This window comes from Bradyrhizobium sp. SZCCHNS3052, from assembly GCF_032484495.1.
Classification (GTDB): Bacteria; Pseudomonadota; Alphaproteobacteria; order Rhizobiales; family Xanthobacteraceae; genus Bradyrhizobium.
The window spans coordinates 12,064-26,173 of record NZ_JAUETB010000006.1 but is presented as its reverse complement, the minus strand read 5'-3'; the positions used below and the strand labels follow the sequence as shown (position 1 = coordinate 26,173).

12 protein-coding genes are annotated in these 14,110 nt (G+C 64.9%); 8 read left to right on the top strand and 4 right to left on the bottom strand.

What is annotated here, in order from left to right:
• Positions 1-72: 72 nt before the first annotated feature.
• The 6 genes from bamA (at position 73) to lpxB (ending at position 7,141) form a co-directional block, all read left to right on the top strand.
• Positions 73-2,613, top strand: coding sequence for an outer membrane protein assembly factor BamA (gene bamA, locus QX073_RS19795; protein WP_316226238.1), 2,541 nt, complete (start codon positions 73-75; stop codon positions 2,611-2,613).
• Positions 2,614-2,730: 117 nt separating this feature from the next.
• Positions 2,731-3,798: a UDP-3-O-(3-hydroxymyristoyl)glucosamine N-acyltransferase gene (lpxD, locus tag QX073_RS19790; RefSeq protein WP_316226237.1), complete on the top strand. Its 1,068-nt coding sequence runs from the start codon at positions 2,731-2,733 to the stop codon at positions 3,796-3,798.
• Positions 3,798-4,256 (top strand): 3-hydroxyacyl-ACP dehydratase FabZ, encoded by a 459-nt coding sequence (fabZ, locus tag QX073_RS19785; protein ID WP_284418776.1) that lies wholly within the window; start codon positions 3,798-3,800, stop codon positions 4,254-4,256. The genes lpxD and fabZ overlap by 1 nt, the downstream gene beginning before the upstream one ends.
• 29 nt (positions 4,257-4,285) lie before the next feature.
• Positions 4,286-5,095, top strand: a complete 810-nt coding sequence (lpxA, locus tag QX073_RS19780; RefSeq protein ID WP_315711606.1) for an acyl-ACP--UDP-N-acetylglucosamine O-acyltransferase — start codon at positions 4,286-4,288, stop codon at positions 5,093-5,095.
• 4 nt (positions 5,096-5,099) lie between these two features.
• Positions 5,100-5,957 carry an LpxI family protein gene (locus QX073_RS19775; RefSeq protein ID WP_316226236.1) on the top strand — a complete coding sequence of 286 codons (858 nt, stop codon included), beginning with the start codon at positions 5,100-5,102 and terminating at the stop codon, positions 5,955-5,957.
• A 26-nt stretch (positions 5,958-5,983) separates the two neighbouring features.
• Positions 5,984-7,141 (top strand): lipid-A-disaccharide synthase, encoded by a 1,158-nt coding sequence (gene lpxB / locus QX073_RS19770; RefSeq protein WP_316226235.1) that lies wholly within the window; start codon positions 5,984-5,986, stop codon positions 7,139-7,141.
• Here lpxB and QX073_RS19765 read toward each other — a convergent pair whose 3' ends face one another.
• The gene (locus tag QX073_RS19765) at positions 7,142-8,380 is read right to left on the bottom strand and encodes a GAF domain-containing sensor histidine kinase (RefSeq protein ID WP_316226234.1); all 1,239 of its coding nucleotides are present in this window, start codon (positions 8,378-8,380) and stop codon (positions 7,142-7,144) included.
• Positions 8,381-8,516: 136 nt separating this feature from the next.
• On the opposite strand from QX073_RS19765, the gene QX073_RS19760 reads away from it, so the two are divergent.
• A complete protein-coding gene (locus tag QX073_RS19760; RefSeq protein WP_316226233.1) occupies positions 8,517-8,882 on the top strand; it encodes a response regulator in 366 nt (121 codons plus the stop codon).
• Positions 8,883-8,984: 102 nt separating this feature from the next.
• Here the strand turns inward: QX073_RS19760 and gltA are convergent, their stop codons facing one another.
• On the bottom strand, positions 8,985-10,289 hold the full coding sequence (gltA, locus tag QX073_RS19755; protein WP_315711611.1) for a citrate synthase: 1,305 nt from the start codon (positions 10,287-10,289) through the stop codon (positions 8,985-8,987).
• Between the two features lie 303 nt (positions 10,290-10,592).
• Positions 10,593-12,017, bottom strand: coding sequence for a glutamate--tRNA ligase (gene gltX / locus QX073_RS19750; protein ID WP_316226232.1), 1,425 nt, complete (start codon positions 12,015-12,017; stop codon positions 10,593-10,595).
• Positions 12,018-12,153: 136 nt separating this feature from the next.
• Here gltX and QX073_RS19745 point away from each other — a divergent pair, with 136 nt between their 5' ends.
• Positions 12,154-13,842, top strand: coding sequence for a glutamine--tRNA ligase/YqeY domain fusion protein (locus QX073_RS19745; RefSeq protein WP_315750914.1), 1,689 nt, complete (start codon positions 12,154-12,156; stop codon positions 13,840-13,842).
• 30 nt (positions 13,843-13,872) lie between these two features.
• Here the strand turns inward: QX073_RS19745 and QX073_RS19740 are convergent, their stop codons facing one another.
• Complete coding sequence (locus QX073_RS19740; RefSeq protein WP_315711615.1) at positions 13,873-14,085, bottom strand: hypothetical protein; 213 nt, start codon at positions 14,083-14,085, stop codon at positions 13,873-13,875.
• Between the last annotated feature and the right edge of the window lie 25 nt (positions 14,086-14,110).

Genomic DNA, 14,110 nt, shown 5'->3' with positions numbered 1-14,110 from the left:
GAACGACAAATGGGAATCTGTCGGGTTCGTAGGGGTACGGAACCGGCAACGGAATATAAGGGCGCGTAGCGCATGAAGTTCGGATTGCGGGTGCGGGGGGGCTTGGCGGCCGCCTTTATCATGTTCGCCGGCCCGGTGGCTTTGCCGCTGGCGAGCGTGGTTCTTTCGTCGCCAGCTGCGGCTCAGACGGTCAACTCGATCGAAGTGGTCGGTAACCGCCGCGTCGAGCTGGAGACCATCCGCTCGTACTTCAAGCCGGGCCCCGGCGGGACGCTCGACGCCGGCCGGGTCGATGACGGCCTCAAGGCGCTGATCGAGACCGGCCTGTTCTCCGACGTGAAGATCAACCGCCAGGGCGGACGCCTGATCGTCACGGTCGTCGAGAATCCGGTGATCGGCCGCGTCGCGTTCGAGGGCAACAAGAAGGTCAAGGACGAGCAGCTCCAGACGGAAGTGCAGTCGAAGCCGCGCGGCACGCTGTCGCGCCCGATGGTGCAGTCCGACGCCCAGCGCATCGCGGAGATCTATCGCCGCTCGGGCCGTTACGACGTGCGCGTCACGCCGGAAATGATCGAGCAGCCGAACAACCGCGTCGACCTGATCTTCACGATCGAGGAAGGCGCGAAGACCGGCGTGAAGTCGATCGAGTTCGTCGGCAACAACGCCTTCTCGTCCTATCGCCTCAAGGACGTCATCAAGACCCGCGAGACCAACCTCCTGAGCTTCCTTGGCTCGGGCGACGTCTACGATCCGGACCGTGTCGAGGCCGACCGCGACCTGATTCGCCGCTTCTACCTGAAGAACGGCTATGCCGACGTGCAGGTCGTGGCTGCGCTCAGCGAGTACGATCCAGAGCGCAAGGGCTTCCTCGTGACCTTCAAGATCGAGGAAGGCCAGCAGTACCGGGTCGGTTCGGTCGACTTCCAGTCGTCGATCGCGACGCTCGACGCCACCACGCTGCGCGGATATTCGCGCGTCAGCGTCGGCTCGCTCTACAACGTCGAGAACATCGAGAAGTCGGTCGAGGAGATGCAGATCGAGGCCTCGCGGCGCGGCTACGCGTTCGCTGTGGTCCGTCCGCGCGGCGATCGCAACTTCGAGGCTCATACGGTGTCGGTCGTGTTCGCCATCGACGAGGGCCCGCGCACCTATATCGAGCGCATCAACATCCGCGGCAATACCCGCACCCGTGACTACGTCATTCGCCGCGAGTTCGATATCTCCGAGGGCGATGCCTACAACCGCGCCCTGGTGGACCGTGCCGAGCGCCGCCTGAAGAACCTCGACTTCTTCAAGGACGTGAAGATCGTCACCGAGCCGGGCTCTTCGAGCGACCGCGTGGTCCTGAACGTCAACCTGGAAGAGAAGTCGACCGGCGACTTCTCGATCTCCGGCGGTTATTCGACCACGGACGGTGCACTCGCCGAGGTCTCGATCTCCGAGCGCAACTTCCTCGGCCGCGGCCTGTTCGCCAAGGCGTCGGTGACCTACGGCCAGTTCGCCCGCGGCTACTCGCTGTCGTTCGTCGAGCCCTATCTGCTCGACTACCGGGTCGCGCTGGGCCTCGACCTCTACCAGCGCCAGCAGCTCGCCAACAACTTCATCTCCTACGGCACCAAGACGCTCGGCTTCAGCCCGCGCCTCGGCTTCCAGTTGCGTGAAGACCTGTCGCTGCAACTGCGCTACTCGATCTACCGCCAGGAGATCTCGCTGCCGGCGACGCTGTCGGACTGTAACAACGTCGCGGCCGGCACCCTGATCGGCAACCGCTTCGTGCCGTTCAATCCGACGCCGGCGTTCATCAATGCGAATGGTCTCGCCGATCCGAACGGCGGTCTCGGCTGCTTTGCCAATGGCGAGGCCTCGCTGCCGGTCCGCCAGGAGCTGGCGAACGGCGCGACGCTGACCTCGGCACTCGGCTACACGCTGAACTACAACACGCTCGACAACAACAAGAACCCGACCGACGGCCTGCTGGTCGACTTCAAGCAGGACTTCGCGGGTGTCGGCGGCGATGTGTCGTACCTGAAGACCGCGTTCGATGCGAAGTACTTCACCCCGCTGGTGTCGGACATCGTCAGCATCGTCCACCTCCAGGGCGGCATCCTGAACAAGATCGGCAATACGCAGCTGCGCATGCTCGATCACTTCCAGATGGGTCCGAACCTGGTTCGCGGCTTCGCTCCGAACGGCATTGGTCCGCGCGATATCAATCCATTCGGCACGCAGGACGCGCTGGGCGGCACCAAGTACTGGGGCGCTTCGCTCGAACTGCAGATGCCGTTCTGGTTCCTGCCCAAGGAGACGGGCCTGAAGGGTGCCGTTTACGCCGACGCTGGCGGCCTGTGGGGCTATCAGGGTCCGACGTCCTGGGCTGCGACGGGCGAGGTTAATACCCCCGGCTGTATCAAGCCGACGCGCAACCCGAACAACGCCGGCACCTGCCTTGGTCTGCAGCTCGATGACCAGAACAAGGTCCGGACCTCGGTCGGCGTGGGTCTGGTGTGGGCGTCGCCGTTCGGTCCGCTGCGCTTCGACTACGCGATCCCGCTCACCAAGGGTCAGTTCGACCGGACGCAGGAATTCCGGTTCGGCGGCGGTACCTCGTTCTGAGCCTGGGCCGATCGAATCCGGGTTGGCATCGACCAACCTCGCCGGTGTAAGAAATGGGAGCTCGGTTCCGGGACACCGGAGCCGGGCTCTGACTTTTTGTCTTGAGAGTACGACGGAATGGCCCAGCCGACCTTCTTCCAATCGCCGCCGCCCACGACCCTGGCGGCGATCGCCGCCGCCGCCAAGGCCACCCTGGTCGACCCATCCCGCGGCGAGCAGGTCGTCAAGGGACTGGCGTCGCTCGACGAGGCCGGCCCGATGCATCTGGCGTTCTTCGACAACCTCAGATACGCAGGCCAGCTCGCCGGCACCAAAGCGGGCGCCTGCCTGGTCAGTCCGCGATTCGAGGCGCGCGTGCCGTCCCATGTCGCAGTGCTTCGCGCCAATCAGCCGTTCCGCGCCTTCGTGCAGCTCGCGCGCGGGTTCCATGCCGACGCACTGCGGCCGCAGCCCTGGTTCGGCGATGACGGAATCTCGCCTCAAGCCATCATCGATCCCACCGCGCGGCTGGAGGACGGCGTCATCGTCGAGCCGCTGGCGGTGATCGGCGCCCATGTCGAGATCGGCTCAGGGACGATCGTTGGGGCGGGTGCCGTGATCGGCCCCCACGTCAAGATCGGTCGCGACTGCAATGTCGGCGCCCGCACCGTCATCCAGTGCGCGCTGATCGGCAACGACGTCCTGATCCATCCTGGCTGCAGCATCGGCCAGGACGGCTACGGCTTCATCTTCTTCGGCGCGGATGGGCACACCAAGGTGCCGCAGACCGGGCGGGTGCTGATCCAGAACCATGTCGAGGTCGGCGCCGGCACGACGATCGACCGTGGCAGCCTGCGCGACACGGTGATCGGCGAGGGCACCAAGATCGACAACCAGGTGCAGATTGGCCACAATGTCACAATCGGACGGCATTGCCTGCTGGCGGCCCAGATCGGGCTGGCAGGAAGTCTCACGATCGGCGACAACGTCGCGCTCGGGGCGAAGGTTGGTATCAACAATCACCTGACGATCGGCGATGGTGCGCAGGTGACGGCGATGAGCGGCGTCAAGGACGACATTCCGCCGAACGGCCGGTGGGGCGGTTTCTTCGCCAAGCCGACCAAGCAGTGGTTCCGCGAGATCGTTGCGGTGGAACGGCTGGTGCGAGATTCGACCGCGACGAACAGGGACGAGGGACGGGAGTGATGGAGGAGTCACCCATCAGGTTTGCGGACGTCGACATCAACGAGATTCTCAAGACGCTGCCGCACCGTTATCCATTTCTCCTGATCGACCGCGTGAAGAACATCCGGGCCGACTACAGCGGCATCGGCGTCAAGAACGTCTCGATCGGCGAGCCCTGCTTCCAGGGGCACTTTCCGGAGCGGCCGGTCTATCCGGGCGTGCTGATGATCGAGGGCATGGCCCAGACCGCCGGCGTGATCGGCATCAAGTCGGTCGAGGGCACGGAAAAGCCGCGCGCGGTGTATTTCCTCACCATCGACAAGTGCAAGTTCCGCAAGCCGGTGCTGCCCGGCCAGACCATCGAGTATCACATGCGCTCGATCGGCCGGCGCAAGACGATGTGGTGGTTCCACGGCGATGCCAAGGTCGACGGCGTCGTCGTCGCCGAGGCCGATGTCGGCGCGATGCTGACCGACTGACGAGCTGGTAGAAAGTTGATTGCGTCGAAATGAGCAAGATCGATCCCACCGCACGCGTCGAGGATGGCGCCGTCATCGGTGAGGGGACCGTGATCGGTCCTTACTGCATCGTCGGCCCCAACGTCGTGATCGGGGCCAACTGCAAGCTGATCAGCCACGTCCAGATCATGGGCCACACCACGCTCGGCGATGACAACGTGATCTCGCCCTTCGTTGTGCTCGGCGGCGCGCCGCAGGATCTCAGCTATCGCGGCGAGCCGCATCGGCTCGAGATCGGCTCCGGCTGCACCTTCCGCGAAGGCGTGACGATGAACATCGGCACCACGAAAGGCGGCGGCCTGACCAAGGTCGGCAATGCCGGGTTCTTCATGAACAATGCCCATGTCGCCCACGATTGCGTTGTCGGCGACAACGTGATCTTCGCGACCTCGGCGACACTTGGCGGCCATGTCGAGGTCGGTGATTCCGTCTACATCGGCGGCCTGTCCGCGGTGCATCAGTTCACCCGCATCGGCCATGGCGTGATGGTCGGCGGCGTCTGCGGCGTACGCGGCGATATCATTCCGTATGGCCTCGCCAACGGCCAGTATGCCGCGCTCGAAGGTCTCAACGTCATTGGCATGAAGCGCCGCAAGTTCACACGCGAGCGCCTCGCCACGGTGCGTGCCTTCTATCAAAAGCTTTTCCATGGCCCCGGCGTGTTCGCCGATCGCCTCGCGGCGGTGCGGCCGCTGGCCGGCGAGGATCCCGCCATTGCCGAGATCCTCGCCTTCATCGATGGCGGCCGACATCGTGCCTTGTGCCTGCCCGAGATCGGCAGGCCGGCCATCGAGCCGTAGCGCCATGGCGACGCCGGCCGCCGAGACCTCTCCGCCGATCGGCATGATCGCCGCGGGCGGGGTGCTGCCTTTCGCGGTCGCCGATGCCATCGTCGCGCGCGGCCAGACGCCGGTGCTGTTCGCCCTGAAGGGCATCTGCGAGCCAAAGCCGCTGGCGCGCTTTCGTCATCACTGGATCGGCCTCGGCCAACTCGGCAATGCCCTGAAGCTACTGAAGGCCGAGGGCGTTCGCGATCTCATGTTCATCGGCAATCTCGTTCGTCCGGCCGTGTCGGAGATCCGCTTCGACTGGGGCACGCTGCGCGAGCTGCCCTACATCTGGTCGGCCTTTCGCGGCGGTGACGATCATCTGCTGTCCGGTGTCGGCCGCATCTTCGAGCGCCACGGCTTTCACATGATCGGCGTCAAGGACGTCGCCCCCAATCTGCTCGTGCCCGAAGGGCGGCTGACGCGGAGCGGGCCCAACGATCTGGTGACCGGCGACATCGCCAAAGGAATGTCCGTGCTCCGCGCCATGGCGCCGTTCGATGTCGGGCAGGCCGTGGTCGTGATCGACGGCCACGTCGTTGCGCTCGAGGACATCGAGGGCACCGACGGGCTGCTGGCCCGCGTGGCGCGGCTGCGCGCCGATCGCCGCATTCGTGCTGCTGCCGGGCGCGGCGTGCTGGTGAAGGCGCCCAAGGCCGGCCAGGACCTGCGTTACGACCTGCCGACCATCGGTCCGCGCACCGTCGAGGGGCTTTCGGCGGCGGGTCTCGCCGGAGTCGCCGTCGCTGCCGCCTATACTCTGCTCGCCGATCCCCAGGAGACAGTGGCTGCCGCCGATCGGGCAGGCGTGTTCATCACGGGTGTCACGGCGTGACGCCCCGGCCTCCGGCAGGCCCGGCCATGCGCAGGATCTGCCTGGTCGCGACCGAAGAGTCCGGTGATCGCCTCGGCGCCAGCCTGATGAAGGTGCTGCGCCAGCGGCTCGGCGACGGCGTCGAATTCTCCGGCGTCGGTGGCCGCGGCATGACACGCGAGGGACTCGCCTCGCTGTTTCCGATCGAGGAGCTCTCGATCGTCGGCTTCGCGGCGGTGCTGAAGCAGTTGCCCAAGATCCTCCGTCTGATCCGCGGCACCGTCGATGCGATCGTTGCGGACCAGCCCGACGTGCTCGTCATCATCGACAGTCCCGATTTCACCCAGCGCGTGGCGAAGCGGGTTCACGCGCGCGATCCCGAGATTCCGATCGTGAACTACGTGGCGCCGACCGTATGGGCGTGGCGCCCGGGCCGGGCGCGCGCGATGCGCGGCTACGTCGATCACGTGCTGGGCTTGCTGCCGTTCGAGCCGGAGGCGTTCCGAAGGCTCAATGGTCCGCCCTGCACCTATGTCGGCCATCCCCTGATCGAACAGCTCGCCAACCTGCGCCCCAATGCGGCAGAGCAGGCGCGCCGAGATGCCGACCCTCCCGTTCTGCTGGTGCTTCCTGGCAGCCGGCGCAGCGAGGTCGCTCGCCACATCGCCGTGTTCGGCGAGACATTGGCGCGGCTGCGCGCCCAAAACCTGGCCTTCGAAGCCGTGCTGCCCACCACGCCGCATCTCGAAGCCGCGGTGCGGGCTGGAGTCGCAAACTGGCCGCTCGTTCCGGAGATCATCACGGGCGAGGCCGAGAAGCGGGCAGCCTTCAGGCGCGCGCGCGCCGCGCTCGCCAAGTCCGGCACGGTGACCCTGGAGCTCGCGCTGTCCGGCGTGCCGATGGTGACGGCGTATCGCGTCGGCGAGATCGAGGCGTTCATTCTCCGGCGAGTCGTCAACGTGCAATCGGTCATTCTCGCCAATCTCGTGATCGGCGAGAACGTCATTCCGGAATTCCTTCAGGAAGCCTGCACCGCCGACAATCTCGTGCCCGTTCTCGCCGATCTCCTGGGCGACGGTCCGATACGTTCGCGCCAGGTCGAGGCATTCCATCGCCTCGACGCGATCATGTCCACGGGCGCGGCCTCGCCGAGCGTGCGCGCGGCCGACATCGTGCTGGCGACGATGCGCAGCGGGCGGCGCTGATCAGGCCTGAAGCGGCATCTTGAATTCGAAGGTCGCTCTGTCGCCGGTCGACGTGGCCTGGAGCGTGCCGCCATGCGCTCGCGCAATCTCAGAGGCGATGTAGAGTCCGAGCCCGAGACCATGCTGGCTCGGACGCTCGCCACGCATGTAGGGCTTGAACAGATTCTGCATCGCCTTGTCCGAGATCGGCGGTCCGTGATTGGTGACGGCGAGCACGAAACAGCCTTCGCTCGTTGTTGCGGAGACCTGGATCGGCTTGTCCTTGTCGCCGTAGGAGATGGCGTTGCCGAGCAGGTTCGAGAACAATTGTCCGATCTTGCTGCGGTCGCATTTGACCGGCTCCGCGATGTTGATCCGGGACTCGATCTCGTGATCGGGCCAGGCCAGACGGATCTCGGAGATGACCTGCTCGATCACCGGCGCCAGCGGTTGCCGCGCGTCGGGCTTGATCGTCAGGCCGCCGCCGAGGCGCCCCCGGGCGAAATCCATGATGTTGTCGACCAGTCCGGCCATGCGCATGACTGATTTCTGAATCATGGAAATGATCTCAGGCGCTCTGGCGCCGTCCTGGTTGCGCAGCAGCACGCGCATTCCGGCGTCGATCGAGGCCAGCGGATTGCGGAGGTCATGGCCGAGAACGCCGATGAATTGCTCTCTCAGCTCGGCGGTCCGGCGCTCGTCGAGCAGGTCAGCCTGGGTGATCTTCAGCCGTTCCTCGGTCGAAAACCTGCGCTTCTCGCTGAGGCCGAGGCTGGCCTGGCTGAGCGCGAAGCGCTGATGAAGCTCCAGCTGGGCGGCGATCAGCTCCCCGAACAGCTGAAACGTGCTGACGATTTCGGGCCGGTCGAGCTCGCGCGGCGCTGGATCGATCGCGCACAGGGTGCCCCAGACGGTCCCGTCGGACAGGGTGATCGGAGCTGAGATGTAGCTGCGAAAGCCGTAGAGCTTTGGCGTCGGGTGATCGCGAAACAGGCGATCCGTCTCGACGTCCCCGATGACGACGGCTTCGCCTCGCTCCCGGACCTCGCTGCAGATCGTCGTCTTGACGCGCAGCTCGCCGCCCTTCTTCAGGCCGAAATTGATGTCGTCGCGAACCGCGCAACAGACCCATCGATCCGAGGTCACGCGCGCGACCGCAACGAATCCCATCCCGGTGATCCTGCTCACCGAGTCCAGAATTTTGGGAACGGCGCCGAGCTGCTGGACAGCGTCGACGTCCGGGTTGGGATTGGTCGTCATCGTATGCTCGAGCTGGTCCCCGATCCAGGATGCAAGTCGTGTCTTCGATTTGCACCGTTCAACGCATTCAGCCCCGGAACGTTCGCCGGAACAAAATGATCGTCGTGCGATTGAATGAGATTGGACAGGAGACAGAGTGTCCCGCGTTCGGCTCACAAGAAAAACAGTTCTGGTCGTTGAGGACGAGGGGCTGATCCGCGCCAACGCTGTCGACATGATCAGAGACCTCGGTTTCGAAGTCATCGAGGCAGCTGACGCCGATCAGGCCATTTCGCTTCTCGAACGATGTGACCGCATATCGGTGGTCTTCACGGACGTCCAAATGCCGGGGTCGATGGATGGCCTGCGGCTGGTCGCCGTCGTCAGGGACCGCTGGCCTCCGGTCGCGCTCCTGGTGACGTCAGGTCAGGTGACCCCTTCGGAACTGCCGTCCGGCGCGCACTTCCTTGCCAAGCCATACGGGGCCGAGCAGCTCAGGTCTCATCTCGAGGCGCTGGCCTGATGCACTCCCGGCCGATGCCGCGAGTCAGAAAGGCGCGACCTCACAAACGAAACGGCGCCGTCGGGATCGACGGCGCCGTTCGAAAGCGGAGTTGCGCTGCGCTCAGCCGCGCTTGTCCATCTCGACATAGTCGCGCGTCGCGACGCCGGTGTAGAGCTGGCGCGGACGGCCGATCTTCTGTTGCGGATCCTCGATCATCTCGCTCCACTGGCTGATCCAGCCGACGGTGCGGGCGACGGCGAACAGCACGGTGAACATCGACACCGGGAAGCCCATCGCCTTCAGGGTGATGCCCGAGTAGAAGTCGACGTTCGGATAGAGCTTGCGCTCGATGAAGTACTGATCGCTGAGCGCGATCTTCTCGAGCTCCATCGCGACCTTGAGCATCTGATCGTCGGCGTGGCCCGTCTCCTTGAGCACCGCGTGACACATCTTCTGCATGATCTTGGCGCGCGGGTCGTAGTTCTTGTAGACGCGATGGCCGAAGCCCATCAGGCGCACGTCGCTGTTCTTGTCCTTCACCTTGGCAATGAAGTCCGGAATCTTGTCGACGGTGCCGATCTCGGCCAGCATGTTCAGCGCCGCCTCGTTGGCGCCGCCATGCGCCGGACCCCACAGGCAGGCGATGCCGGCGGCGATGCACGCGAACGGGTTGGCGCCCGAGGAGCCGGCGATGCGCACCGTCGAGGTCGAGGCGTTCTGCTCGTGATCGGCGTGCAGGATGAAGATCTTGTCGAGCGCGTCGGCGAGAACCGGGTTCGGCTTGTACTCCTCGCACGGCACGGCGAAGCACATGTGCAGGAAGTTCTCGGCGAACGAGAGCGAGTTCTTCGGATAAACGAAAGGCTGGCCGATGGTGTATTTGTAGGCCATCGCCGCCAGGGTCGGAATCTTCGCGATCATCCGCATCGACGCGATCATGCGCTGCTTCGGATCGTTGATGTCGGTGGAGTCGTGGTAGAACGCGGCGAGCGCGCCGACCGAAGCGACCATGACCGCCATCGGATGCGCGTCGCGGCGGAAGCCGTGGAAGAAGCGCGACATCTGCTCGTGCACCATCGTGTGGTGGGTCACGCGATAGTCGAAATCCTGCTTCTGGGCCTTGGTGGGAAGCTCCCCGTACAGCAGCAGATAGCAGGTCTCCAGGAAGTCACCCTTCTCGGCGAGCTGCTCGATCGGATATCCGCGGTATTCCAGGACGCCGGCGTCGCCGTCGATATAGGTGATCTTGGACTGGCAGCTGCCGGTCGAGGTGAAGCCGGGATCATAGGTGAACATCCCGGTCTGGGCGTAGAGCTTGCCGATGTCGATGACGTCGGGACCCACGGTGCCGCTCAGGATCGGAAGATCGAAATTCTTGTTGCCGACGGTGAGGGTCGCGGTCTTGCTTGCGGATTTTGCGTCCATCGTTTGTCCCCGATGAGATCGTTAGGCTTGGCCCTTGTTCTTTTTGAGAGATGGCAGGGCAGGTGGACTTTATCTAGTGCGGTGGCTTTGACATTCGCGTCACTGTCGCTGCCAACAGCTTAAGCGAAGGTCAAATCCGAAACCGTACTGGAATCTTATACTTACTAGTGTCCTTCGGCCCTAACATCCGTCAACGAGCCCGCCGCAACGTGTGAAGGATGTTCGAGCCGGGAAAACCAGTGGGTGCCGCGCAAATGCGTATCGTATTGCCCTGTGCGCTGCAAGATGGGGGGCCATGAGACCTTATGAGGTGGTCTGGTCCTCCAGACGGCCCAAGGATTCATCACGCCCCAGGATCGCCAGAACGTCGAAAATACCGGGTGAGGTGGTTCGGCCGGTGAGCGCCGCGCGGAGCGGCTGCGCCACCGCGCCCAGCTTGAGATTGTTGGCTTCAGCAAACGCACGCAGCGCGGCTTCTGTGGCCGGTCCGCTCCAGGACGCGACAGCAGCCAGCGCGTCACGCAGCCGGCCGATCAAGGCGCGGCTGTCCGGCGTCAGCAGGGCGGCGGCCTTGGCGTCGATCGGAAGCGGCCGGTCGGCAAAGATGAAGGCGGCGCCGTCGATCAGCTCCAAGAGCGTCTTGGCGCGCTCCTTCAGGCTCGGCATCGCCAAAGTGAGCTGCGCGCGCGTGGCGTCGTTGAGCTTGGCCTTGAGAGCCGCGCCGTTCGGCACGTAATTCAGCACGTCCTCGAACTGGCGCACCAGCGCCGCATCGTCGCTGTGGCGGATGTAGTGGCCGTTGAGATTTTCCAGCTTGGCAAAGTCGAACCGCGCCGCCGAGCGGCCGATCGCCGGCAGGTCGAACGCCTTGATCATCTCCTCGGTGGAGAAGATCTCCTGGTCGCCATGGCTCCAGCCGAGCCGCACCAGGTAATTGCGCAGTGCCGACGGCAGATATCCCATCGCACGGTAGGCGTCGACGCCGAGCGCGCCGTGGCGCTTCGACAGCTTCGAGCCATCGGGCCCGTGAATCAGCGGGATGTGCGACATCGACGGCACCGTCCAGCCGAGCGCATCGTAGATCTGCTTCTGGCGCGCGGCGTTGATCAGATGGTCGTCGCCGCGGATGACGTGGGTGACGCCCATGTCGTGGTCGTCGACGACGACCGCCAGCATGTAGGTCGGATTGCCATCGCCTCGCAGCAGCACGAGGTCGTCGAGGTTCTCGTTCTGCCAGACCACGCGGCCCTGCACCTGATCCTCGATCACGGTCTCGCCGGTCAGCGGCGCGCGCAGCCGGATCGTCGGCTTGACGCCTTCGGGCGCCTCCTTGGGATCGCGGTCGCGCCACATGCCGTCGTAGAGCCGGGTGCGGCCTTCCGCGCGCGCCTTCTCGCGCATCGCGGCCAGCTCCTCGGCGGTGGCATAGCAGCGATACGCCATGCCGCTGGCGAGCAGTTGCTCGGCGACCTCGCGATGGCGCGCGGCGCGGCTATATTGGTAGATGACCTCGCCGTCCCAATCGAGCTCGAGCCATTTCAGGCCGTCGAGGATGGCGTCGATCGCCGCACTGGTCGAGCGCTCGCGGTCGGTGTCCTCGATCCTGAGCAGCATCTTGCCGCCGCGGCCGCGCGCATACAGCCAGTTGAACAGGGCCGTCCGGGCGCCTCCGATGTGGAGAAAGCCGGTCGGGGAGGGGGCAAAGCGCGTGACGATCGGGATGGTCATGGGCGGCAGCACGAAATCCAGGCAGGGGCTCAAGAGGGCGGGGGGTGTATAGCAGGCCTATCGCATAACTAAAGCCTTCCTTGGGGGAAGCGGATTTGGCAGATAGGCTGCCAAATTCCGGAGCAGGATATTCTTGATGACCACGACGACAGACACGGCGGCGACGGCAGAGGCAGGGCGCGACTTCATCCGCGACATCGTCCAGGCCGATCTCGACAGCGGCAGGCACAAGACGGTCGTCACCCGGTTCCCCCCGGAGCCGAACGGCTACCTGCATATCGGCCATGCCAAGTCGATCGGCCTCAACTTCGGCATTGCCCAGGAGTTCGGCGGCCGCTGCAATCTTCGCTTCGACGACACCAATCCGACCAAGGAAGAGCAGGAATATATCGATTCCATCCAGGCCGACGTGCGCTGGCTCGGCTATGACTGGGGCGACAACCTGTTCTTCGCCTCGGATTACTTCGAGCGCCTCTACGACTGGGCCGAGGGCCTGATCAAGGCCGGCTTGGCCTATGTCGACGACCAGTCTCAGGAAGACATTCGGCTGTCGCGCGGCACGCTGACCGAGCCCGGCAGGAACAGCCCGTTCCGCGACCGCTCGGTCGAGGAGAATCTCGACCTGTTCCGGCGCATGAAGGCCGGCGAATTCCCGAACGGCGCGCGCGTGCTGCGCGCCAAGATCGACATGGCCGCCGGCAACATCAACCTGCGCGACCCCGTGCTGTACCGGATCCTGCACGCCCACCACCCGCGCACCGGCGACGCCTGGAAGATCTATCCGAGCTATGACTACGCGCACGGGCAGTCCGACGCGATCGAGGGCGTGACGCACTCGATCTGCACGCTCGAGTTCGAGGATCACCGGCCCCTCTACGACTGGTTCCTTGACAAGCTGCCGGTGCCGTCGCATCCGCACCAGTACGAGTTCGCGCGCCTCAATCTCACCTATACTCTGCTATCCAAGCGCGTGCTGACGCGGCTGGTGCAGGACGGCCATGTCTCCGGCTGGAACGATCCCCGCATGCCGACCATCGCCGGCCTGAAGCGGCGCGGCGTGCCGCCGGCGGCGGTGCGCGAGTTCATCAAGCGCATCGGCATCGCCAAGGCGAACAGCATCGTCGATGTCGGCATGCTCGAATTCTGCATCCGCGAGGAGCTGAATCGCACGGCGCTGCGCCGGATGGCGGTGCTGCGGCCGCTGAAGGTGGTGATCGAGAACTATCCGGAAGGCCAGGTCGAGGAGCTCGAGGCGATCAACCATCCCGACGATCCCGCAGCCGGCACGCGCAGGATCGCGTTCGGCCGCGAGCTCTATATCGAGCAGGACGACTTCATGGAGAATCCGCCGAAGAAGTTCTTCCGTCTGTCGCCGGGCAACGAGGTGCGGCTGCGCTACGCCTATTTCATCAAGTGCCGCGACGTCATCAAGAACGACGCCGGCGAGATCGTCGAGCTGCGCTGTACCTATGATCCGGCGACCAAGGGCGGCAACGCGCCTGATGGCCGCAAGGTCAAGGCGACGATGCACTGGCTGCCCGCTGCACAGTCGCTGACCGCCGAGATCCGCCTCTACAACCAGCTGTTCGCCAATCCGAGCCCCAATGCGGCCGACTTCACCGCCGATCTCAATCCCAACTCGCTCGAGGTCCTGACCGACGCGCGCATCGAGCCGGCGATCGCCGAGAGCAATTCCGACGCGCCGATGCAGTTCGAGCGCCAGGGCTACTTCGTGCGCGATCCGGATTCGACACCCGACAAGCTCGTGTTCAACCGCACCATCGGCCTGCGCGACACCTTCGCCAAGGAAGTCGCGAAGGGGTGAGGCAAGCGGAGACCGCGGGACGCGTGTGGCTCAGCTGATCGCGTCCTGCCCGGCCTCGGTCAGCGTCGGCACGCCGTCGGTGAGTTCGACGAGGCCGCGCTCGGTGAGCAGCGAAAGATCTTCGTCGGCGACAGGGGACAGCGTCAGCCGGTGGGCCTTGATGTCCCGGAGAGTCCAGCGCAGGTGGATCGCCTTCTCGAGCGCGAGGTCGGCGAAGGGGTCTTCAGGGTCGTGCGCGTCCATCCCCTGAAAAGCACGTGCGGCGCAA

Excerpts from the sequence above, each read along its gene's own strand:
- gltA (WP_315711611.1), bottom strand. The coding sequence starts at position 10,289 with ATGGACGCAAAATCCGCAAGCAAGACCGCGACCCTCACCGTCGGCAAC.
- bamA (WP_316226238.1), top strand. The coding sequence starts at position 73 with ATGAAGTTCGGATTGCGGGTGCGGGGGGGCTTGGCGGCCGCCTTTATC.
- QX073_RS19775 (WP_316226236.1), top strand. The coding sequence starts at position 5,100 with ATGGCGACGCCGGCCGCCGAGACCTCTCCGCCGATCGGCATGATCGCC.
- lpxA (WP_315711606.1), top strand. The coding sequence starts at position 4,286 with ATGAGCAAGATCGATCCCACCGCACGCGTCGAGGATGGCGCCGTCATC.
- fabZ (WP_284418776.1), top strand. The coding sequence starts at position 3,798 with ATGGAGGAGTCACCCATCAGGTTTGCGGACGTCGACATCAACGAGATT.
- lpxD (WP_316226237.1), top strand. The coding sequence starts at position 2,731 with ATGGCCCAGCCGACCTTCTTCCAATCGCCGCCGCCCACGACCCTGGCG.
- QX073_RS19745 (WP_315750914.1), top strand. The coding sequence starts at position 12,154 with ATGACCACGACGACAGACACGGCGGCGACGGCAGAGGCAGGGCGCGAC.
- lpxB (WP_316226235.1), top strand. The coding sequence starts at position 5,984 with ATGCGCAGGATCTGCCTGGTCGCGACCGAAGAGTCCGGTGATCGCCTC.
- QX073_RS19765 (WP_316226234.1), bottom strand. The coding sequence starts at position 8,380 with ATGACGACCAATCCCAACCCGGACGTCGACGCTGTCCAGCAGCTCGGC.
- gltX (WP_316226232.1), bottom strand. The coding sequence starts at position 12,017 with ATGACCATCCCGATCGTCACGCGCTTTGCCCCCTCCCCGACCGGCTTT.
- QX073_RS19740 (WP_315711615.1), bottom strand. The coding sequence starts at position 14,085 with ATGGACGCGCACGACCCTGAAGACCCCTTCGCCGACCTCGCGCTCGAG.